Below are 21,686 nucleotides of genomic sequence, written 5' to 3' on the forward strand. Positions count from 1 at the left end.
CTACATTGTACAACGTCCGCGCCATCCCGGACAACGCCGCCGGGACAAGCGTCACAGATTGTTGCGATTTAGCAGGGCGCCGGCCGACTCGTCCCAATCGTTCTCGTTCTCCCGTTCGCGGTCCTGGCGATACCATTTGTTGAACACGACGAAAAGCGCCCCGATGTTGATGAACTCCTGCAGCAGCTTCATGAGGATTCCGCCCAGCTGCTGGTCGTCTTGCGCCGACATCAGGTTGAAGAACGCCGGTCCGCCTTTGAATTCCGCCAGCAATCGGGCCGGATCGCCGGAGACGCAGTAACGCATCGCCTGTGCCCAGACATAGGGGTCGCTGTACACCGAAAACATCGGTTTGCTGGCGAATATAATCAACACGCATGCCGGCGTCAACACGATGCTGTTGCCGAAAATGTAGCCAAGCCGCCACAACGGGGTCAAACGCGCCCATTCGGGTACGGGGCATTGAACATGCCACCAGTTCAACATAGCCGCGAGAAAGAGCACGAAATAGAACGCGGCGTGAACCGTCGTGTGGACCATGATCCAGTCATGAACGTTCGGCATGTGGTAGAACGAGAACAGCAGGTTGAACAAAAACAAGCCGATCAGCGGGTTCATCAGCGCCCGGAACGGCCGCCAGAACGACCGGTCGAACGCCCATTTCCACAGCCAATCCGGTATCCCGTAAATCAGCATGGGAGGCACGATGAAGTACGAGATCGCCATGTCCGTCATATGGAACGTGAACATCAAGTGGCCGAGCAGGCTTAAGGGGCCTCCCTGCGCCAAATACAGCAGCGCGACGCCGAGCAGAAACACGACCTGCCTGCCGATCGTAACGGGAGAACTGTGCTTGAAGTTCGTTCTCCACGGCCCCGCCACGAATGTATACAAAACGCCCACGGCCAGCATAAACACCAGAAACACCGGGCTCCACAGGTCGCGGAATGAGAAATACTCCAATCCCAGCACGGGTGTCTCACCTCCGATCATCATCGGTTTCTTACCGAAAATGAAGAAAAGAGGCGGTACCAGGACCGCCTCTGTTCAATTCCAGCACGTCTGTCAGGGATGCCTTACCACCAGAGCCAGTATACCGCCATGATCACCATCATGAACACGACGAACACTCCGGCGACGATGCAGATGATCGGGAACAGGTGCCCGCGGTCCTTCATGTGCATCCAGAACGCCAGCTGCACGAACACTTGGATAATCGCCATGAGCACCAGGATGATGTAGGTGAACGTGGTATTGATGTCTCCCGCCGCAACGGCGGCGAACGCGATAATCGTCAGCGCAAGAGACAGAATGAAAGCCACGATATGCTTCTGCGGACCTTCCACCTTGTGGCGACGCGCTTCTTCGCCCGACACGGAATGGTTGCTCGACATGAGATTATCCCACCTTTCCCATCAGGTACACGACGGTGAAGATAAACACCCACACGACGTCGATGAAGTGCCAGTAAATGGCGGACAGATAGATCTTCGGCGCCGTAACGACCGTGAGACCTTTCTTGAAAATCTGCGCGATCAGCAGCGAAATCCACAACACCCCGAACAATACGTGGCCTCCGTGGAAGCCGACCAACGTATAGAAGGAGGAGCTGAAGGCGCTCGTATTCATGCGGTGCCCTTCGGAAACGTAGGTGTTGAACTCGACGATCTCGAGCACCAAGAAGGAGAGTCCGAGCAGAACCGTGAGTACGAGCCACCAGATCATCGATTTGACTTGGTTCTTGTGCATCGCCTGGACGGCGAACACGCTCATGAGACTCGAAGTCAGCAGGATCATCGTGGCGGCGAAAACCGTCGGAAGCTCGAACAGTTCGGAAGCGTGCGGGCCGTCGAGCACTTGATGGCGCAACGCGATGAAAGCCGAGAACAAGGTGCCGAACAAGACAACCTCTGCGCCGAGGAAAATCCAGAAGCCAAGGATCTTATTACGGCCTTCCAGCGTCGCTTTCTCCGGCTCGTGGGGCAGCTGCCCTTCTACATGTCCATGTGCGCTCATGCGTGCACCTCCTCTTCCGGATCGATATGGAAGCCGTGATCATCGAACACCGAGCGGAGGAACATGCACGCGAACGTGATCAGGATGCCGAGCCCGGCCAGCCAGTAAATGTGGTACATGAACCCGAAACCGGCGACGAACAGTCCGACGCTCATGATGAACGGCAGAATGGAAGGAGACGGCATGTGGATCGGACCCAGCGGCTCGGCCGGCGTCATTTCGGTCTTGCCTTCTCTCTTCTCTTTCCACCAAGCGTCCGAGCCGCGAACGAGCGGCAGCTGCTTGAAGTTGTACTCCGGCGGCGGAGACGGAATCGACCACTCCAGCGAACGGCCGTCTTCCCAAGCGTCGGCTTCAGCGTTGCGCGGCTTCGCCCAGGTGACGATCACGTTGATGACAAAGACGATCGTGCCGATGCCCATCAGGAACGCGCCGATGGAGCTGATCAAGTTCATCGTATCGAAGCCTTGGTTCGGCAAGTACGTCCATACGCGGCGCGGCATCCCCAGCAAACCGAGGAAGTGCTGCACGAAGAACGTCAGATGGAAGCCGATGAAGAACGTCCAGAATGTCAGCTTGCCCAGCCCTTCGTTCAGCATGCGCCCGAACATTTTCGGCCACCAGTAATGCAAGCCGGCGAAAATGCCCAGGATCAGGCCGCCTACGATGACGTAGTGGAAGTGGGCGACGACGAAGTACGTATCATGGTATTGATAGTCGGCCGGCGCGGACGCGAGCATAACCCCCGTCACGCCCCCGAGGACGAACGTCGGGATGAACCCGATCGCGAACAGCGATGCCGTCGTGAACTTGATCGACCCGCCCCACAGGGTGAACAGCCAGTTGAAGATCTTAACCCCCGTCGGCACCGCGATCAACATGGTGGCGATGGAGAACAGCGCGTTGGCGACCGGGCCCAAGCCGGTGGTGAACATATGGTGAGCCCACACCATGAAGCCCAGGAACGCGATAAGAACCAAGGCGAATACCATCGAGCTGTAACCGAACAGCCGCTTGCGCGAGAACGTGCTGACGACTTCGGAGATGACGCCGAAAGCCGGCAGGATCAGGATGTACACTTCGGGGTGGCCGAAGATCCAGAACACGTGCTCCCAGAGCACCGTGTTGCCGCCGCTTCCGGTTTCGAAGAAGTTCGCTTGGAACAGGCGGTCGAACATCAAGGCGACCAGACCGACCGTAAGCGCCGGGAAGGCGAATACGATCAGGATGGAGGTGACGAAGATCGCCCAAGTGAACATCGGCATCCGCATGAACGACATGCCCGGCGCCCTCATGTTGATAATCGTCGCCATGAAGTTGATGCCGCCGAGCAGCGTGCCGATCCCCGCGATCTGCAAGCCTATGACGTAGTAGTCAACGCCGTGCGTGCCGTTGAACGTCGGGCCGGCAAGCGGAACGTACGAGGTCCAGCCTGCGTCCGGCACTTCGCCGACGAACCAGCTGATGTTCAGCAGAACGCCGCCGAAGAAGAACGTCCAGAACCCGAGGGCGTTCAGGAACGGGAACGCGACGTCGCGGGCGCCGATCTGGAGCGGCACGACCGCGTTCATAAGCGCGAACAGCATCGGCATCGCCGCGAGGAAAATCATCGTTGTGCCGTGCATCGTGATCAATTCGTTGAACGTATCCGCCGCGACGAAGTCGTTCATCGGCTTCATCAGCTGGATGCGGATCAGGATCGCCTCCAGGCCGCCGACGATGAAGAAAATGAACCCCGCGAGCAAATACAGTATGCCGATCTTCTTATGGTCAACCGTAGTCAGCCAGTCCATCAGGCCTTTATACCGTTTGACCGTATGCGCATGCGCGTGGGCATGCGAAGCATGTGCAGCTTGCGTAGCCAAGACCGCGAACCCCCTTCTCGAACCGTTTCATTAATAATCCAGTTTGTAGCCTGCCAAGTACTTCGCGATGCCGTCGATCTCGTCCTGCGTCAATTGGTTGTCCGCGGCGCTTGGCATCATGTTGCCCGGCTTGTATTTCTGGGGATCCGTGATCCAATCCTTGATATTCTGTTCCGCCGTCTTATCCTCCGGCTGGGGATCCTTCACGACATCCGAGTTGTACAGAATGCCCGCGATGGTCTGGCGGCTTCCCACTCCGGTCAAGTTCGGCGCGCCGTTCGTGCCTTGGTCTCCGACCGCGTGGCACGCCAGGCATTTCGCGCGGAACGTCTCCGCGAGTTTCGGATCGGCGGGCATGACCGCCGGCGCCTTCATCGCGGCGATCCATTTGTCGAACGATTCGGGGCTGACCGATTTGGCTTTGAAATCCATCAAAGCATGGGAAGGTCCGCACAGCTCGGCGCATTTGCCGCGATAGACGCCTTCCTCCGGAAACTCCAGGTACATCCGGTTGGACATGCCGGGGTTCGTATCCATTTTGCCGCCGATGGACGGGATCCAGAAGGCGTGCTTAACGTCCGCGGCCACGAGCTCGAAGCTGATCTTCTTGCCGGTCGGCACGACAAGCTCCTGCCCGGTCGTCACGCCGTACTGCGGATATTCGAACTCCCACCAGTACAAGTGGGACGTGACTTTCACCTGAATGGCATCCTTATCTTTGGAATAATCCGTCGCCATCCCGAAGACCGATTGCACCGTCGGCACGCCGAGAATGATCAGCAGGATGATCGGAACGATCGTCCAAATGATCTCCAGCTTGTGATTGCCTTCGACTTGCTTCGGAATCGTCTTGTCGCCTTTGCGGCGGCGGAAACGGATCAACACATAAATGCAGATGGCGAATACCACCACGACGACGAGCGTCATGATACTGATGGAAATTTTCATCAGATCGTACTGTCTCTGCGCGATCGGACCTTGCGGATCAAGGGTAGAGAGGTCTGACCGACCGCAAGCCGACAGCAGAAGCGCCATTCCCGCGAGCAGCGGAAGAATGCGCTTCATCACGTTCCATCGATTCATCTTATCAACCCCATTTTGCGTATTGGCGTTGGGCCCGCAACCCGTTGCCCTCTCAGGCCTTCCGCCTTATGTACGAATGCTGGAACGATCCACCACACGTCTAACACACTCTAATAACTATAAAGATCAGTTTGTCGTTTTGTCAATGTTCACAAAGCAGTTCACAAATTGTTCTCAAAACCGTCAAATCCCTGCCGCTCTAAGGCTTGACGGCTTGTTGGGAAGTCCGCTGCAGGCGTCGCCGCGCACGCGGCTCCCTGCCGCCCCGTTTACGTTCTCCTTCTCATCTTTTTGCCAATCGTGGGGTGTTTTATGTACCGAAGCCGCCGCATGAGTTGACCGGCTTGGGCGAACCCTAGGGATAATGTTGAAATCCCGCGAAGGAGGCTGCCGACGATGGGGCTGCGGCTTGTCGGGTTGACTGTCGTATCGGTCGTTCTGGCCGGATCGCTGGCCGGTTGCAATTACACGGAATACTACAAAAAGCAGAGCGGATACGATTACGGAAGCCGGGACCCGGAAGGAACGAAGCTCATGCAGGTCCGGTCGTACGGCGCCCTGACCGCCAATCCGGCCCAGCATCAGAACTCGTACTTCGAGTACAGCGCGAACTTGTCACGCCAAGTGTCGTCTTTGCCCGGCATTAACACCGCCTTGGTTTTCCTGACGGACCGGAACGCCTACGTCGGCGTCGTCACGGACTGGTCCGGCGGCGGCACGCAGGCCCGCGGCGGCCGGACGCTCCGGGAGTCGGAAAATGCAGGCACGATGGAGGGCGTGTATAACGTTGACAACGGAAGTTCCAAATGGGATAACCGCCACGTCGTGACGCCGTATAACTCTTATTTTACCCATAAAGACGTTTCCGATTTATCCAGCAAGCTGAGGCAAACGATCGGACAGGTGATCCGGAACGCCCATCCGAAAGTCCAAGAAGTGAACATTTCCGCCAACCGGGAGTACGTCAACCAATTGGTGGAGTTCGCGAAGGAGTCGTGGGCCGGCCGGCCGCTGAAGCCGCTGACCCCCGCGTTCAACCGGCTCGTCCAGTACGTGTTCGGCATGGGCAGCGAAATCCCGCTTCCGCTGTACGAGTACAATCCGGGGGCGGACTCTCCGGGCGGGGCGGGTCCGGAACCCGTCGACGGCAACAAGTAAATCATCTCATGCAAAAGGGGCGGCTGAGCGGCCCCTTTGATATTTATCGAAGACCTCTGTCCATTGCACCCGTCCAACCACCGCAATAACGTATCACGCACTCTAATCCGCCCCAAATCACCATCCAACCGCCGCAATAACGTATCACATACGCTAATCCGCCCCAAATTACCATCCAACCGCCGCAATAACGTATCACATACGCTAATCCGCTCAAATCACCATCCAACCGCCGCAATAACGTATCACATACGCTAATTCGCTCAAATCACCATCCAACCACCACAATAACGTATCACATACGCTAATCCGCCCCAAATTACCATCCAACCACCGCAATCACGTATCACATACGCTAATTCGCCCAAATCACCATCCAACCGCCACAATAACGTATCACATACGCTAATTCGCTCAAATCACCATCCAACCGCCGCAATAACGTATCACAAATGCTAATCCGCTCAAATTACCATCCAACTACCGCAATAACGTATCACATACGCTAATCCGCTCAAATCACCATCCAACCGCCGCAATAACGTATCACAAATGCTAATCCGCTCAAATTACCATCCAACTACCGCAATAACGTATCACATACGCTAATCCGCTCAAATCACCATCCAACCGCCGCAATAACCTACCTAAGTTATATAAAAGTCTAAAGGGGCGGCTCAGCCGCCCCTTGCCGTTTAATAATTCCGGTATACGTAAGGATCTTTCGGCGCCGGAATCCGTTCCAAGCCCGTCACCTTCAGCACCGGGACCGTTTGCTTGAATGGCTGGTACAGCTCCGACGTCAGCGTGCCCGTGACGTGGACCCACTGGTCGTCCGACAGCTCGGTGCCTTTCGGAAAATCCGCCAGCATGCCGAACACCCCGGAATCCGCCGCGCAATGGATGAAGCCGAAGCGGAAAACGAAATAATGGTTGTTGTCCGCCTGCTCCCCCTTGTACGCGAAACCGTCGAACGAGATCGTGCGTCCCATGAAGCTGCCGGGGTAATTGTAGATGACCTCCATGCCTTTCAAATAATTCGCGTCCGTCAGTTCAATCCGTTTCAGGTTCTTGAACTCGGCGTATTCTTTGTTTTTGATTTCCTCATAGCCTTCCGCCCCGTAATATACGCTCGTATCCGGCTTCAGGAATTGATGCTGCCCGGGGTTGTCCTCGCTGACGTCGATCTGCGGGAAAGAGAAGCCCTTGGCCTTCACGAAGCTCGAGTCGAGCGTCTGCACCGGCAAGAAGATCCCCGCGAAGATCGGCACGAACAAGACGGCCCGCCCCAGCGCCCGCTTCCATTTTGAAGGGCTTTCGTGCGTATGGTCATCTAAACCGTGCGAATGCTCGTGTAGATCGTCGTGATGATGGTCATGGTGATGGTGAACTTGCTCGTGAGGACCGTGCTCATGAGCGTCATGGTGGTGGTGATGGTGAGGATCGTCATGATCGTGTCCGTCTCCGTCATGATGCCGCGGCGCGTCCTTCTTCTCGGCCTCCCGCAGCCTTTCGGCTTCCGCTTCCCGGCGGTAGAAACGGATAAACTCGATCAAGCTGAACAAGGCGAACAGCGCGATCGCGATCGTGGACAGATAGCTGTACTTCGTATTGATGAATTTGTTCAAATTCCCTTGCGCGCGAATCGAGACGAACATCAGCGTGAACCCGAACAGAACGAAAAAGCGGATCATCCGAATACCCTCCCCACGATCAGCGAACCGACCAGCGTGAATACCGTCACGAGCGCGATCATCGCCGCGACGAACTTCCCCTTGAACGTTCCGGTCAGCATCAGCGTATTCTTGATGTCGATCATGGGCCCGTACACCAAGAATGCGGAGATGGCGCCGACGGAGAACGTGCTTCGGAACGAAGCGCCGATAAACGCGTCCGCTTCCGAACACAGCGACATGACGAACGCCATGCCGATCATGACCAGCGAGGAAGAGAGCGGATCATGGCCCAGGTGCATAAGCGTCGAGGTCGGGATGTAAGTCTGCATGCAAGCCGCGATGAAAGCGCCGATGACGACGTATTTGCCGACCGAGAAAAATTCCTCGATGGCATGCGCCAACACCCCGTACACCTGCGGCAGCCAGCGCCGGCCCGGCTTGAGGGACACCGCCCCCGTATCCGGTTCCAGCGTCGCCGCGACGGGCGCGGGTTCGGGTTTCGACCGAAGAGGAAGCTCGGGAAACAGGAAGGACAGCGCGATCGATATGAGGAAAGCCACCGCGACGGCCATCCCCGCCCGGATCTCCACCATCCTCCAATCGTTGCCGAACGCGATATAAGTTGAAAACAATACGATCGGGTTGATGACCGGTCCGGTGAGCATGAAAGCGATGCCCGCGTTTAACGGGACTCCTTTGCCGAGCAGTCTTCGGGTTATCGGAACGATCCCGCATTCGCAGGAAGGAAACAGCACCCCGACTCCGCACCCGAACAGCGAAGAGAGCAGCCGGTTGCGGGGCATGACGCGGGCGATCCAGCTTTCCGTCACGAAAATCTGGATCAGGCCGGAAATCAGCACGCCGATCAGCACGAACGGAATGGCCTCCATGACCATGCTGAGAAAGATCGTGTTCATTTGCAGAAAGGTTTTCATCGCGTTACCGCCTGTTCCGATGATCCAATTCCGTCAGGATCATCATGTCTTCTCATGAATAAACGCACCCTGCGGCCCTAAAGTCGCGCCCCAAATTTAACCGGCGCGCGCGCGAATTCGGCCGCCGCGAAAAAAAAGCCGGCAAGCGATCCGGATCCGGACCGCCTGTCGGCCTTTCCCTTACGGCGTCAGGACGCCGGGGAGTTCAATTTGATCAATTCGCGTTCCACGAACAGGGTCAATTCGTCTTCGTAACCGCCGGTAATTCTGTATTTGCGGATATAGTCTTTCACGAACTTGCGCGGATCCTTGGGCCGGAAAATCCTGGTCAGCTCTCGCAAACTTTCCTGAACTTCATTGTGGCTTCGTTTGGACATGCAATTCCCTCCCAGTGGAATGGATTCCGCACCGGTGCCCGGCGATGACTCCGGAGCTGAGGCGGTTTCCCATGAACCATGCAGGTTCGCCATGCAAGCTTCGTTGTCGATTCATCCTCCGCTTCTACAGAACTTCAGCATTCCTGCTCTTGTTTATTATACCAGTTCAAGGACGGGGATAAAAGAAAAAGTCAATCTCGGACCTCGAACCAGTGCCGGCTTCCCGAGAGAGCGAAGCGTTCGCCCGGGGATAACGCGTATCGTTTGCCCGGCACGAGCCTTATGCCGCCCTCGAGAAACGTTCCGTTGGATGACCCGTGGTCCTCCAGCGCGAACGTACGCGTCTCCTCGTCGAATCCGACGGTGCAGTGGTTCCGGCTGACTTCGCCGATTTCCGGCGGGAACACGACTTGGCATAGCTCCGGATCCCGGCCCAGCCGCAGTCCGCGACCGTTGATCCGGAAGCTGGCTCCTTCGAATTCACCGCCGATCCCGTGCAGACTCGGACCGTCCCCATGCTCCGCCGCGGAAGCCTGCATCATCGCGGAAACCCGCGAGATCGGCAGCGTGCGGTCGGCCGCCGCCCCCTCTTCGTCGAATTCCGCCGGGACGGCCGGGACTTTCCCGCCGGCGGCAGACGCTTCGGGTTTCCGCTCGGCGGGGTTCCCTTCCGGGATCCCTTGCTCGCGATCATCGAATGCGGGTTCCTCCGGATCTTCTTCCGCGTCGGCCGGATCCAGCATTTCCCGTCCCCTGGACGTCATCTGCAGAAACGCGATGACGGCGATCACCGCGATCGCGATGCCGATGCCGAGCGCAGCCAGAAGCGGCAGGGTGCCGAGCGCGGTCCCGACGGCCATAGGGAGAAAACCGGCGGGCTGATGGCCGTCCAGCGGCATCGCCGGCAGGAACCCGAATGCTCCCCGGCCCGCCCGCGCGGCCGCCCGCTTCCATCCGGCAGTCCCCGGAAGGCGGATCCGCCTTCTCTCCTTCCGATTCGTTTTCGTGCCGGGCAATCGATTCACCACGTTTCGTTCACCGTCAATTTCCGTATTGTAAACGCTTTCCGCTTGCGTCAAAAAAGAAAGCGGTGCAGAAGTTCTTTCCGTTAAGTATAGCCGAATCGCCTCCTTTCTTTCAATAAAGCGTTCTGTTTTTTTCATGAAATATTGGTGACATTTTCTAGTTCTCCGTTTCGGCGGCTCCTTCGGTATTCCCGCAAACGTATCGGCCGGCCCGCAATACGGCCGCGGCCGTATCCCGCAAGGCCGCCACCGCGTCGATGGGTTCGAAGTGAAGCAGCTTGCGGAGCAACGCCGTCTGCAGGCGGAGACTTTCTCCCCGTTCCAGCGCGGCCAGCAGCATCCGGGCGTTGCCGAACGCTTTCCGTGCCGCCTCGTCCGCGAACCATGCCGTCATCCGCGCCCCGAGCGCAGCCGCCTCCGCCCCCTTTTCCCTCCCGATTTTCACGGTCCGGACACAGGCGCTCTCCAAGGCATAAGCGTCGATCATCAGATCGGCGAGGATGGCGACAAGCTCCTGTTCCCGTTCCAAGCGCAAGCCATATCGTTGCAGCGCCAAACCGCCCGCGAGCAGGAACGTTTTCTTCAAAGCGGCCGCGATCCCGGTTTCCCTCTCCAGGAATTCAGCCGCTAGAGGCGGAAGCGGCAGCGGCTTCAGCAGTTCGGCCTGCGCTTCCTCCGCCCGGGCCAGCAGCGGAATGCCGCCTTTCAAAGCCCGCCGAAGCAGCGTCGTCGGGATGCGAAGCCGGTTGATTTCGTTCGTGCCTTCGAAAATGCGGAACACGCGCGAATCCCGGTAGATCCGTTCCGCGGGCGTCCCCGACGCGTACCCGGCGCCCCCGTGCAGCTGCAGCGTCTCGTCCGCGACCCGGCCCAGCGCCTCCGAGGCGAAGACTTTCACGATCGAGCACTCGATCGCGAATTCGGCCAGCGCTTCGTCCATGGCGCCGGGCTTCTCTCCGAAGGCGCGCGCGAACGCCCGGTCCAAGCACCCCGCGGTGCGATAGACCATGCTTTCCGTCACGTAAATCAAAGCGTTCATCGTCGCCAGCTTGGAAGCGTTGAGCGGAAACGAAGAGATCGGTTTGCCGAACTGCTTTCGCTCCTTCGCATGCGAAACGCTCAGCGTCAGCGCCTCTTTCATGACGCCCAATGCGGCGGCGCCCAGCTTCATTCGGCCCACGTTCACCGCGTTCAGGGCGATCCGGTGTCCCTTTCCCGCGGAGCCCAGCAGCCGGTCGCGCGGAGCCTCCACGCCGTCCAATCGGATCGGGCAGACGGATAGCCCGCGAAGGCCCATCATTTCGTCTTCCGGTCCGACGCCCGACGCAAGCGTATCCCGATCCAGCGCGAACGCGCTGAACTGCCGGCCCTCCAGCTTCGCGAAAGTCAGGAAGACGTCCGCGATCCCCGCGTTGGCGATATACCGTTTCGAGCCGTTCAGCACGCAGGACGTGCCGTCTTCCGCCACGGCGGCGTTCGTCCGCACGCCAAGGGCGTCGGAACCCGCCTCCGGTTCCGACAAGGCGAAGGCGGCAATCCGCCGGCCGGCTGCCATCTCCGGCAGCCACGCATGCCGCTGATCCTCGGTGCCGTAGCAGGCGATCGGGAGCATGCCGAAATCGGTATGGAACAGCGCCGCTAACGCGAACGAAGTGCAGGGGCCGAGCGTTTCGGCCAGCAGGGCGGCGCCGACCTGGCCGGGACCGGGCGCGCCGCCGGCAAGCGGCAAGCCGACTTCCAGCAAGCCGAGTTCCCCCATTCGGCGAAGGAGGCGCCGGGTCAGCCGGATATCGGGTTCTTCCACCCGTTTGAACGCGGGCAGCAGTTCCGACCGCAGGAAAGTTTCGGCCGACGCCCGCACCCGGCGGTGTTCTTCCGCGAAATCTTCCGGCGTGACGACGTTGTCCCCGCCGATGTCGGCCACCATGAAGCTTCCGCCGTACGGGGCGTGTTCCATGGCCGGTTCCCCCTTCCGCTGCCTTCACGCGTAAACTTCGAACACGGCGGCCGCACCCATGCCGCCCGGCGACCCAAGCGCGACGGCACCGAATCCACCGCCCCGACGCGACAGCTCGTGAAGCAACGTGACCGCCAGTCTCGCGCCCGTGCAGCCGACGGGGTGTCCGAGCGCCAAGCCGCCTCCGTTGACATTGACCAAGGCGGGGTCGATATCCAGCCGTTCAAGGAGCGGCACGCTCTCCGCCGCGAAAGTCTCGCCGATTTCCCAAAGCCGGATGTCCGATTCCCGAAGTCCGGCCCGCTCCAGTGCTTGGGGAACGGCGTACGAAGCGCCCATGCCGCCGATCTCCGGTGCCGTCGCGGCAACCGCGAACGACCGGAAACCCGCCAGCGGCCGAGCGCCCATCCGTTCGGCCAGCTCCCGGGTCGTCACCAGCATCGCTGCGGCGGCGTCCCCCGGCGGAGCGGAGTTGCCTGCGGTCACCGTGCCATGCCGGGTGAAGGCGGGAGGCAAAGCCGCGAGTTCTTCTTCCGTCGGCGGCGGTTGGTCGAGGTCATCCTCGGCGGCCTCCCGCCATGCCGGCCCGGCGATTCCTTCGCCGTCCACCACCGTGCGGACCGCGTTCAGAGCGACGATCTCAGGCGCAAAGCGGCCCTCGCGTACCGCTTGGGCCGCTTTGCGCCGGCTTTCGGCCGCGTAGCGGTCCTGCCGCTGCCGGGAGACGCCGTACCGGCGCGCCACGGTCTCCGCGGCGTAACCCGCCGCCAAGTATGCCGCGGGATAACGTTCCAGCAATTCGGGATGGGGACGTTGCCCATCGTCTTCCGGCGGAAACCGGCTCAAGCTCTCGATTCCGCCCGCGATGACGGAGTTCGCGGAACCCGTGCGAACCGCGTCGGCCGCGAGCGCGAGGGCTTGGAGCCCGGACAGGCCGAACCGATTCACCGTCATTCCCGGCACGGAAGCCGGAAAGCCCGCATGCAGGACACACAGCCGGGCCAAATTGCGGCCTTGCGCGCCCTCCTGCTTGGCGCAGCCCAGCATGCAGTCGTCCAGCAAGTCCGCCGGCCACCCCGAGGCCCTCCTCAGCGCTTCCGAGAGGACCGCCGCGCCGAGATCTTCCGGCCGGGTCTCGGCGAACAGGCCGCTGCGCGCTCTTCCGACGGGCGTGCGGACGGCAGAGACGATCACGGCTTCCCGCACAACGCGCTCCCTCCTATCCTGTTCGCGCTAGTTCCGCAAATACGCGCCATCCGTCAGCCAATAGCGGATCCGCTCTTGCGTCAACGGCTCGCCGAGCAGGCTGAGAAACGCTTCCCGCTCCAGCTCCAGCCAATGGGCTTCCCCGGCCGGCGTGCCTGCTCGGACGTCTCCGCCCGCCAGCACCTCCGCGAGCTTGCCCGCCGCCTTCGCGTCATGATCGCTGAATCGGCCCGCCCGGCGGCAGGCTGCCGCCCGAAGCTTAAGGGCCGCCGAAGCGTCCCGTCCGGCGGCGGCTGCATACGCCGAGCCGCCTTCTTCGCGGCCTTCCCCGCAGCGCGTGCCGCGCTCCCGATCCCGCTCCAGCTCGAGTACCGAACGGACCGCCTCCTGAATCCGATCATGGGGTTTCGCCGCCGTCAAGAAGTCCCCGGGCCGCGTCCAGCCAAGCCTTCGGACTTCGCCGCCGTTCTCCGACGTCCGCCCGAACGCCATCGCATCGTACAAGGCAACCAGCGGAAGCGAGGGTTCCGGCAACCCCGCCGGCTCCGCCCGGAGCGCGGCCAATTCCGCCGCCGCCAGGCAGCCGCCGGCAGCGGGAATGAGCCCCAGCTTCGCCTCCGGGAACCCGAACCGCGTCTCCCGGTCCAAAATCATCCGGTCCGCGGCCAAGCTCCAAGCGGCGCCCGGTCCCCAAACCCGGCCGTGGAGCGCGGCAACCGAAGGCTTCGTCATGCGGCGAAGGGACAACGCCGCTTCCTGCATTTCCCGGACCAAGAGGTCGATGCCGTCCCAATCCCCGTTCTCCGCCTCCGCGAGCAACAACCTAAAATTCCAGCCGGCGCTGAAATCGGGACCTTCGGAAGCCAGCACGAGTCCCCGCCAATCCCGCTCGACTTCCCGTACGGAACGGCGGACGGCCTCGGCGATGCCGGGACCGGCGCAACCGCCGGCGGAGCGGAACAACAGCCCGGCCACGCCGCGGCCCAAATCGACCAAGCAGGCCCCGTCTTCGTTCAGGATAACGGCGCCTTCATGAAGGACCGGCATGCGTTCCCCTCCCTCCGAGGCATCGCTGCCAACGTTCTTTTAAGGTCCCTAAACGATTTTATTCGCCGCCAAGTCTCCCGTATGACTCCGAACCCGGCCCCATGAACGAAGAAAAGCGCCGCTTCGGCGCGAAGCGGCGCTTGGATTCCCGGCTATTCCAGCAATTTCCTCAAGTCGGATAATTCGGGTTTCCGGAAACGGATGATGATTTCATGGCCGGAGAACGCGACGTCCTTGATTTTCAGCAGCTCCGGCAGTTCTTGCCCGATCGGCACCGACAGGCTGTCCACGAGATCGTTGGGCAGGCTGACGTCCTTGACCCGTACGGACTCCACGACGGCTTCCAGGTCGGGATCGCGCCATTCCAACCGATACACGACCCGCATGCCGAAGGGCACGCGATCTTTCCAGAGCAAGCGCAAATCCGCGGTCATCCGGTCATCCGACAAACCGAATTGCGCACCTTCCACGGTCACGTCCGGCCCCCGCTGCGGATGCTCCTCCAAGTAGGCTTTCAGCACGTCGTTCACGTCTTCCTCGGATAAGCGCAGGTCGAACGACATCCGCTTGGCCATGTCCATGGCTTTGTCCTTCAGGGATACGGTGCCGTGGTCCAGATTCAGCATCGGATCCGGCCGGACGTAGTACAGGCCGGCTGCCGCCGCGCCCGCGGCCAGCACGATCAAGACGATCAAGGCGAACAACAGCTTTTTCACGCCGGTCGATCTCCCCTTTCCGCGCGCCCCCATCCATTGACTTTCCCCGCCGGGAGGCGTATAAAATGAATAACACAAATTCGTTGACGGGAACAAGCCCTGCGATGACGCGGTCCCCAGAGAGCCGGCGATTGGCTGCAAGCCGGCGTCCGCCCCCGCAGCCGGCATCCTCCCCGAGAAGCCGCTCCGAAACTTGCGGAGTAAGCGCGGTCGGCAGCCCCCGTTACGGGCGGCGCGTTATGGAGTAACGCGTCTGAAGCGTCTCGCGCCGAATTCTGCCAGAGAGCGGCGCGCGGAACAAGGGTGGTACCGCGGATTCCGATCCGTCCCTTATGATCAGGGGCGGATTTTGTATTTTATTAAGAGAGGAAGAATGCCCATGCCCGGCTCCCCATTCCCGGCCCGAATCCCGCTGGCCGACGTGCTGCAGGCCCACCGGACCTTGCAGGACGTGATCGTGCCGACCCCTCTGCAGCTCAACCGGGGGTTGTCCGCGAAATACGGCTGCAACGTCTATCTCAAACGGGAGGATCAGCAGGTCGTGCGCTCGTTCAAAATCCGCGGCGCCTACAACCTGATCTCTTCCCTCCCCGAGGAAGAACGGCAGCGCGGCATCATTTGCGCGAGCGCGGGCAACCACGCCCAGGGGGTCGCTTTCTCCTGCCAGGCGCTGGGCATTCCGGGCATCGTATACATGCCCGCGACGACGCCGCGCCAGAAAGTGCATCAGGTGAAAATGTTCGGCGGCGCGTTCACGGAAATCCGGCTGACCGGCGATACGTTCGACGACGCCTACGGGGAAGCCGTCCGGGTCGCAAGGGAAGAAGGCCTGACGTTCGTGCACCCGTTCGACGATCCCCGCATCGTCGCGGGCAACGCCACGCTGGGCAAGGAAATCCTGGAGGCCGGCGTGTCCCCGGTCGACATCCTGATCGTCTCGGTGGGCGGCGGCGGGTTGGCGGCGGGCGTCGCCTCGTACGTCAAGGAAGTCAGCCCTGCGACCGCGATCATCGGCGTGGAGCCGGAAGGCGCGCCGTCCTTGACCCGTTCCCTGGAAGCCGGCGGCGTCGTCACGCTGGAGGAGATCGACAAGTTCGTGGACGGGGCCGCCGTCAAACGCGTCGGCGACCTGACGTACGCCATCGCCCGGGAGCTGCTGGACGACGTCATGCTGGTGCCGGAAGGGCGGGCATGCACGACGATCCTGGAGCTGTACAACGAGCATGCCATCGTCGCCGAACCGGCGGGCGCCCTCCCGGTCGCCGCCCTCTCGCAGATCGACCCGGACCGACTGCGGGGCAAAAACGTCGTCTGCATCGTCAGCGGAGGCAACAACGATGTCGACCGGATGCAGGAGATCAAAGAGCGCTCCATGATCTACGAAGGGATGAAGCATTATTTCGTCATCAACTTCCCGCAGCGCGCCGGCGCCCTCCGCGAATTTCTGGACGACGTGCTCGGCCCGTCCGACGACATCGTGCAGTTCGAATACACGAAAAAAATGAACAAGGAAAACGGCCCGGCCCTCGTCGGCATCGAGCTCAAAAGCCGGGAGGACTACGAGCCGCTGATCGGCCGCATGAAGCGCAAAGGCATCCAATTCGTCGAACTGAACCACGATCCGCTGCTGTTCAAATTTTTGGTATAACAACGAATAGAGACGTTACGATCCCGACAGCCCCGCTGTCGGGATTTTTCGCGTTAAAGGCGGGAATCGGGCTTCCAATTCTTGGGGATTCTAATGAAGTCTGAAAAATTCGAGTAACGGAGACGGGCATATGGTGATTCTCATTTTCTCGCTGGGCGCTTTGGCGGCATTCCTTATTACGAAGTCTTACAAATACATGGATCCTTATTACCCGACGGTGCTGTACGTCGTCTTGGTCTCCTTGCTGTATCCGGTCATCTGCCGAGGGTACATGGTTTGGCACTATCCGAGCTGGGGATGGTTCACCGACAAAGTGAACGGGCTGGTTCAGTCCGCCGTCTACTTTCCGTGTACGACGGTGTTGTTCCTGCGCTATTTTCCGCGCCGTACGGGGTCCAGAATCGCGTATTTGGCGGCGTTCGTCGCCGCGTATGCCATCATGGAAGGGCTGTTGCTCTACTGGAAACAGATTATCTACGAGCATGGCTGGAATTTCGGCTGGTCCGTCTTCATCGACGTGTGCATGTTCTCCATGATCTGGCTTCATTCCCGGAGCTGGAAGGCGGCATGGGCCGTATCGTTGTGCATTTTGATCCTGCTGTTGGCATTGTTCCGCGTACCTTATTACGCATAGGGAGGCTCGTGCTACCAAGCGTACGCCCGCGGCGCTTCGCCTCCGGGACCCGGGAAAATTTCGTCCAGCTTGGCCAGCGCGTCGGGCGCCAGTTTGACTTCCAGCGCGCGCAGGCTCCGCTCGAACTGCTCCAGCGTGCGGGCGCCGAGAATCGGGGCCGTCACCGCGGGCTGGTGCAGCAGCCAGGCCAGCGCCACCGTATCCTCGCGCTCGCCCAGCTCCGCGCAGAACCTGGAGAAGGCAAGGAGCTGACCGCGGACCTGCTCGATTCTCTCCCGCTGCGCCGCCCCCCGGACCCCGACGCCCGGCTTCAGCGCGTTCCCTCCGAGCAGCCCGGCATCGAGCGGCGCCCATACCGTTACGCCGATGCCGAGACCTTGCGCCGCGGGAAGCACCTCCAACTCCGGCAGCCGGCACAGCAGATTGTATTTGTGCTGCTCGGCGACGATGCCCATGGAACCCCGGGCTTTCGCTTCGCCCTGCGCGACGGCCAGATCCCACCCGGCGAAATTGCTGGAGCCGACGTACCCGATTTTGCCCTGCAGTCTGGCCGCTTCGAAAGCTTCCCAAATTTCGTCCCAGAGGACGCTTCGATCAACATGGTGCATGATATAGAGCTCTACGTGGTCCGTCCCCAGGCGGCGAAGCGAGCCTTCCAGATGCCGGCGGATTTTGTACGCGGACAACCCCGCTTCCCGATTGGGGCCGTCCAGGGGATCGCGCATGTAGCCGTACACCTTGGTGGCCAGCACGGTTTTTTCCCGGCGCCCGCCGCCTTGCCGGAACCAGCGGCCGAGGATCTCCTCGGTCAGACCTGATTTCTCCCCTCCGTAACCGTTCGCCGTATCGATGAATTGGATGCCGGCGTCCAGCGCCGCGTCCAGGATGCGGAAAGCCTCCCGCTCCTCCGTGTCCACGCCGAAGTTCATCGTGCCCAGGCACAGCCTGGATACCCGCATGCCGGAACGCCCCAGCTTCGCGTACTCCATATCCGACTCCTCCATCCCTTTGCTTTTCTTGAAAAAGATTCCTCCCCATCCTATGTCGCGGATCCTTCGGCCCAGAACATCCCGCTCCGGCATGCCGGCCGCAGCCGCAACGTCCCTCTTCCGCAGCAAGGCGTTTGGACAATGCCGAAGGATCACCTATAATGGAAAGTGTTTCCGAAACTTCATTCGGCTGCAGCCCGTAGAACTAAAGGAGGCCACGCATGAAAACGGCGCCGTTCAAGGGGCTTCTTCACGCGGATATGCTTCTGCACACCGTCATTTTGTTTTTGGTGGAATTCGTAAGGGGCGCCGTTCAGATCAGTTTTCTTTCCTTGTATGGGACCCGTCACCTCGGACTCGACCTGGACGTGATCGGCGCCGCGATTACGGCCAGCTTTCTGACGGACGCGATCGTGAAGTTGGCCATCGGATATTTGCTCGACCGATTCGCGGTACGCACCGTCGTTTCCGCCAGCATTCTGCTCTGCGCCGCCGGCATCTTGTTGATCGGCTTCGCGGACGTGCCTTGGCTGTTCATTACGGCAGCCGCGTTGTTCGGCTTCGGACTGTCGCCGATCTGGATCGTATGCCTCACGCGCATCCGGGAAGAGAGCCGCGGCGTCCAGATGGGCTTTTTGTACACGATCTGGCTGGCCGGCATGGGCACCGGTCCCGTGGTCGTCAACCTGGTGCTGGACGTCAGCCTGTCCGCCGCGTTCTGGACGCTCGCCATCGTGGCGCTGGCCGGCTGGCTGCTTTCCCTGCTTCTGGCGGGGGGCAGGGAAATCCATATCGACCGGGTTCCGTTTCTTCGCCAAATCTCTATCCTCGGCGCAAGGCTTCGGGAGATGAAGATACTGCTGCCCGGCATGGTGCTTCAGACGCTCGGGGCCGGCATGCTGCTGCCGATTCTGCCCACCTTCGCTTCGAAAAATCTGGGGATGACCTCCACCCACTACTCGGTACTCCTGACTTTGGGCGGCGTATTTACGGTCATCGGGTTGATTCCGATGGGAAAGCTTTCGGACCATTTCGGAAAAAAATGGTTTCTCGTGACCGGCTTCCTGTTGTTCGGCATCGTGCTCAACCTGCTCACGTTCCAGCCGTCGTATGGCCTGGCCTTGATCTGGGCGATCTTGCTCGGTCTTTCCTACGCGGCGGTGCTTCCCGCATGGAACGCGCTGCTGGCGGCTTATGTTCCGCCCGGACAGCAAGGACTGGGTTGGGGCGTGTTTTCGACGGTGGAAGGTTTGGGCGCGATGGTCGGCCCGTATGTCGGCGGAGTTCTGGCGACTTCGCTCGGCGAGGCCTGGGTCGTCGGCTTGGCGGGGTTACTGTTCGTGCTGATCAGCTTGTTTTACGTGTTTTTTCCGTTTCGAACCTTTCGCGGGGAGTAAAGGCGGGCTTCGAACTCCGGCGTGGCAGCCGGCGGCCGAAGCCGAAGGAGATTGATTCATGGGAATCGGGGAATGGCTGGCGCTCCATTGGTTGAATGTGGAGACGGCCTTGAAAGACTGGAAAACGGAAGACATCCAGACGCTGCTGGACCGGTATTCGGCGCTGGGGCCCTTGCCGGGGATTCTCCTTCCGCTGCTGGAGGCGCTGCTGCCTTTTCTGCCTCTGGTCGTGTTCGTGATCGCCAACGCATCGGCCTACGGGTTGTGGGCCGGTTTTCTGTATTCCTGGATCGGCGTGTGCCTCGGCGCCATGCTGGTGTTCCTGCTTGCCAGATGGATCGGGCGGCGGTACGGAGCGCGGATCCGGAAACGCTATCCCAAAACGGAACGGTTCTTCACCTGGATGGAGCGCAAAGGATTCACGCCGATTTTTCTGCTCTCGTGTTTTCCGTTTTCCCCTTCGGTGCTCGTCAATGTCTCCGCCGGCGTGTCCAACATGCCGCTTCATTCCTTCCTGACGGCGATCGTACTCGGCAAGGCGGTCATGATTTTCACGCTGTCCTTTCTGGGCTCGGACCTGCAGGCCATGATCGATCAGCCCTGGAGGCTGATTGCGGCGGTCGCGGTCCTGGTCGTGATGTGGTTCGGCGGCAAAAAGCTGGAGTCCCGATTCGAAACGAAAGACCGGGCATAAAGGGGGCGGGAAAATGTCGGCTGTGTCCTGGTGGGGGTACGGCATCGCGGTAACGGTGCTGGTGCTGCTGCTTGCCGGGTTGGTGGTCCTGGTCCGGATTATCTCCGGCGACTCGGAAAAATACGAGGAACTGAAAGCCATGCTGGACCCGCTGTTCCATGCGCCGGCTTTCCTGCGTCCCGGAGAAGAAGCTCGAGGGGATTCGAAGAAACGGGACGAAACGGCGGCCGTTGCTTCGCAAGAGAAAATTGAGCCGTTCGAGGAAAAATGCCCCGGATGCGGGGAAACGGTCACGCATGTGAATGCCGAATGTCCGTCTTGCGGGCTCCGTTTGATGGATGGATAGGTCGTTCGCAGGCATAACCGTTCCGCGCCCGAGGAACCCTAATCGGGCATCCTGATGACAGGAGGAGACGGCGATGTCCGGAGAACGTCCTTCCGCCGGCCAGGAGGAGGCCAGCCGGGCCCAGGCCCGTGCCGACCGTACCGGCCAAGGCAAAGAGAAAGCGAGCCGCATGCAGTCGAAGGCGGATCGAGCCGCTTATCCCAAACATGGTTTATAACCGGGAGGTGGCCGCATCGTGAGCGACGAAAGCAGCTATGAGATGGATCCGATTTCCGGCGAACGAGTGGAAGTGGACGGCACCTACCAGAACGAATGGGGCCGGGAAGTCGAGCTGAACCGGGGCCAGACGTTCCCGGCCGATCCGGCGCTCGGCACCACGGGATGGCGGCTCATCGAATACAGCTTCGAGAACCACCACGACGGGCGCACCGATCCCCGGCTCGTGTCGAAGAAAGACGAGATCGAGCGGCAGCGCGGCAAAATCACGCACCCGAGGCGCCATTTGGTCCGCAAGGACCGATAACGCGTAAAACCGCCAGGACCATAATGGTTCCCTGGCGGTTTTACGTATTATCGGTCGGTCCCCGCGTTGCCGCTGGACGCGCCGTCAATGCAGACGCTAGCACCCCAATCGAGGGTAGTTGTGTAACTTTTTACATAACTTCGTCGCTGGACCTACCATTCGAGCGAGTTGTGTAACTTTCTTACATAACTCCGTCGCTGGACCTACCATTCGAGCGAGTTGTGTAACTTTTTTACATAACTTCGTCGCTGGACCCACCATTCGAGCGAGTTGTGTAACTTTCTTACATTACTCCGCCGCTGGACCCACCATTCGAGCGAGTTGTGTAACTTTCTTACATAACTCCGTCCCTGGGATCCTCGATCAAGCGTAGTTGTGTAACTTTTTTCACTGG

General features: G+C 60.3%; 22 protein-coding genes. 8 read left to right on the forward strand and 14 right to left on the reverse strand.

Annotated elements, in window-relative coordinates; genetic code table 11:
- Positions 1–51: 51 nt before the first annotated feature.
- The 5 genes from ctaG to coxB all read right to left on the reverse strand — a co-directional run bounded on the left by ctaG (position 52) and on the right by coxB (position 4,964).
- Positions 52–972, reverse strand: coding sequence for a cytochrome c oxidase assembly factor CtaG (gene ctaG / locus PTZ19_RS16970; protein WP_276356265.1), 921 nt, complete (start codon positions 970–972; stop codon positions 52–54).
- A 104-nt stretch (positions 973–1,076) separates the two neighbouring features.
- The gene (locus tag PTZ19_RS16975) at positions 1,077–1,394 is read right to left on the reverse strand and encodes a cytochrome C oxidase subunit IV family protein (RefSeq protein ID WP_276356266.1); all 318 of its coding nucleotides are present in this window, start codon (positions 1,392–1,394) and stop codon (positions 1,077–1,079) included.
- A 4-nt stretch (positions 1,395–1,398) separates the two neighbouring features.
- Entirely contained in the window at positions 1,399–2,016 is a 618-nt protein-coding gene (locus PTZ19_RS16980; protein WP_276356267.1) for a cytochrome c oxidase subunit 3, read from the reverse strand.
- Positions 2,013–3,809 carry a cytochrome c oxidase subunit I gene (gene ctaD, locus PTZ19_RS16985; protein WP_276356292.1) on the reverse strand — a complete coding sequence of 599 codons (1,797 nt, stop codon included), beginning with the start codon at positions 3,807–3,809 and terminating at the stop codon, positions 2,013–2,015. The genes PTZ19_RS16980 and ctaD overlap by 4 nt, the downstream gene beginning before the upstream one ends.
- Before the next feature lie 102 nt (positions 3,810–3,911).
- Complete coding sequence (coxB, locus tag PTZ19_RS16990) at positions 3,912–4,964, reverse strand: cytochrome c oxidase subunit II (RefSeq protein ID WP_276356268.1); 1,053 nt, start codon at positions 4,962–4,964, stop codon at positions 3,912–3,914.
- A gap of 396 nt (positions 4,965–5,360) precedes the next feature.
- Between coxB and PTZ19_RS16995 the strand changes: the two genes are divergently transcribed.
- A complete protein-coding gene (locus PTZ19_RS16995; RefSeq protein WP_276356269.1) occupies positions 5,361–6,122 on the forward strand; it encodes a hypothetical protein in 762 nt (253 codons plus the stop codon).
- 695 nt (positions 6,123–6,817) lie between these two features.
- On the opposite strand, the gene PTZ19_RS17000 is transcribed toward PTZ19_RS16995, so the two are convergent.
- The 8 genes from PTZ19_RS17000 to PTZ19_RS17035 form a co-directional block, all read right to left on the reverse strand.
- The gene (locus PTZ19_RS17000; protein WP_276356270.1) at positions 6,818–7,816 is read right to left on the reverse strand and encodes a TIGR03943 family putative permease subunit; all 999 of its coding nucleotides are present in this window, start codon (positions 7,814–7,816) and stop codon (positions 6,818–6,820) included.
- Entirely contained in the window at positions 7,813–8,733 is a 921-nt protein-coding gene (locus tag PTZ19_RS17005; protein WP_276356271.1) for a permease, read from the reverse strand. Before PTZ19_RS17005 ends, PTZ19_RS17000 begins: the two co-directional genes overlap by 4 nt.
- 188 nt (positions 8,734–8,921) lie before the next feature.
- Entirely contained in the window at positions 8,922–9,110 is a 189-nt protein-coding gene (locus tag PTZ19_RS17010; RefSeq protein WP_276356272.1) for a hypothetical protein, read from the reverse strand.
- Positions 9,111–9,301: 191 nt separating this feature from the next.
- A complete protein-coding gene (locus PTZ19_RS17015) occupies positions 9,302–10,138 on the reverse strand; it encodes an FHA domain-containing protein (RefSeq protein ID WP_276356273.1) in 837 nt (278 codons plus the stop codon).
- A 154-nt stretch (positions 10,139–10,292) separates the two neighbouring features.
- The gene (locus PTZ19_RS17020) at positions 10,293–12,092 is read right to left on the reverse strand and encodes an acyl-CoA dehydrogenase family protein (protein ID WP_276356274.1); all 1,800 of its coding nucleotides are present in this window, start codon (positions 12,090–12,092) and stop codon (positions 10,293–10,295) included.
- Positions 12,093–12,116: 24 nt separating this feature from the next.
- On the reverse strand, positions 12,117–13,298 hold the full coding sequence (locus tag PTZ19_RS17025; protein WP_276356275.1) for a thiolase family protein: 1,182 nt from the start codon (positions 13,296–13,298) through the stop codon (positions 12,117–12,119).
- 27 nt (positions 13,299–13,325) lie between these two features.
- Positions 13,326–14,345 carry an enoyl-CoA hydratase/isomerase family protein gene (locus PTZ19_RS17030; protein WP_276356276.1) on the reverse strand — a complete coding sequence of 340 codons (1,020 nt, stop codon included), beginning with the start codon at positions 14,343–14,345 and terminating at the stop codon, positions 13,326–13,328.
- A 152-nt stretch (positions 14,346–14,497) separates the two neighbouring features.
- Positions 14,498–15,061: a hypothetical protein gene (locus PTZ19_RS17035; RefSeq protein ID WP_276356277.1), complete on the reverse strand. Its 564-nt coding sequence runs from the start codon at positions 15,059–15,061 to the stop codon at positions 14,498–14,500.
- A gap of 379 nt (positions 15,062–15,440) precedes the next feature.
- Here PTZ19_RS17035 and ilvA point away from each other — a divergent pair, with 379 nt between their 5' ends.
- On the forward strand, positions 15,441–16,709 hold the full coding sequence (gene ilvA / locus PTZ19_RS17040) for a threonine ammonia-lyase IlvA (RefSeq protein WP_276356278.1): 1,269 nt from the start codon (positions 15,441–15,443) through the stop codon (positions 16,707–16,709).
- A 130-nt stretch (positions 16,710–16,839) separates the two neighbouring features.
- A complete protein-coding gene (locus PTZ19_RS17045) occupies positions 16,840–17,343 on the forward strand; it encodes a CBO0543 family protein (protein ID WP_276356279.1) in 504 nt (167 codons plus the stop codon).
- A gap of 11 nt (positions 17,344–17,354) precedes the next feature.
- Here the strand turns inward: PTZ19_RS17045 and PTZ19_RS17050 are convergent, their stop codons facing one another.
- On the reverse strand, positions 17,355–18,332 hold the full coding sequence (locus tag PTZ19_RS17050; protein ID WP_276356280.1) for an aldo/keto reductase: 978 nt from the start codon (positions 18,330–18,332) through the stop codon (positions 17,355–17,357).
- 221 nt (positions 18,333–18,553) lie between these two features.
- Between PTZ19_RS17050 and PTZ19_RS17055 the strand changes: the two genes are divergently transcribed.
- From PTZ19_RS17055 to PTZ19_RS17075, 5 genes are all read left to right on the forward strand, one after another.
- Positions 18,554–19,729, forward strand: a complete 1,176-nt coding sequence (locus PTZ19_RS17055) for an MFS transporter (protein WP_276356281.1) — start codon at positions 18,554–18,556, stop codon at positions 19,727–19,729.
- A gap of 58 nt (positions 19,730–19,787) precedes the next feature.
- Positions 19,788–20,423, forward strand: a complete 636-nt coding sequence (locus PTZ19_RS17060) for a TVP38/TMEM64 family protein (protein ID WP_276356282.1) — start codon at positions 19,788–19,790, stop codon at positions 20,421–20,423.
- A gap of 13 nt (positions 20,424–20,436) precedes the next feature.
- Positions 20,437–20,769: a hypothetical protein gene (locus PTZ19_RS17065; RefSeq protein ID WP_276356283.1), complete on the forward strand. Its 333-nt coding sequence runs from the start codon at positions 20,437–20,439 to the stop codon at positions 20,767–20,769.
- Positions 20,770–20,842: 73 nt separating this feature from the next.
- On the forward strand, positions 20,843–20,986 hold the full coding sequence (locus tag PTZ19_RS17070; RefSeq protein WP_276356284.1) for a hypothetical protein: 144 nt from the start codon (positions 20,843–20,845) through the stop codon (positions 20,984–20,986).
- A 42-nt stretch (positions 20,987–21,028) separates the two neighbouring features.
- Positions 21,029–21,292 carry a transposase gene (locus PTZ19_RS17075; protein ID WP_276356293.1) on the forward strand — a complete coding sequence of 88 codons (264 nt, stop codon included), beginning with the start codon at positions 21,029–21,031 and terminating at the stop codon, positions 21,290–21,292.
- The last annotated feature ends 394 nt before the right edge of the window (positions 21,293–21,686 follow it).

Source organism: Cohnella caldifontis, from assembly GCF_029360585.1.
Taxonomy (GTDB): Bacteria; Bacillota; Bacilli; order Paenibacillales; family Paenibacillaceae; genus Cohnella; species Cohnella caldifontis.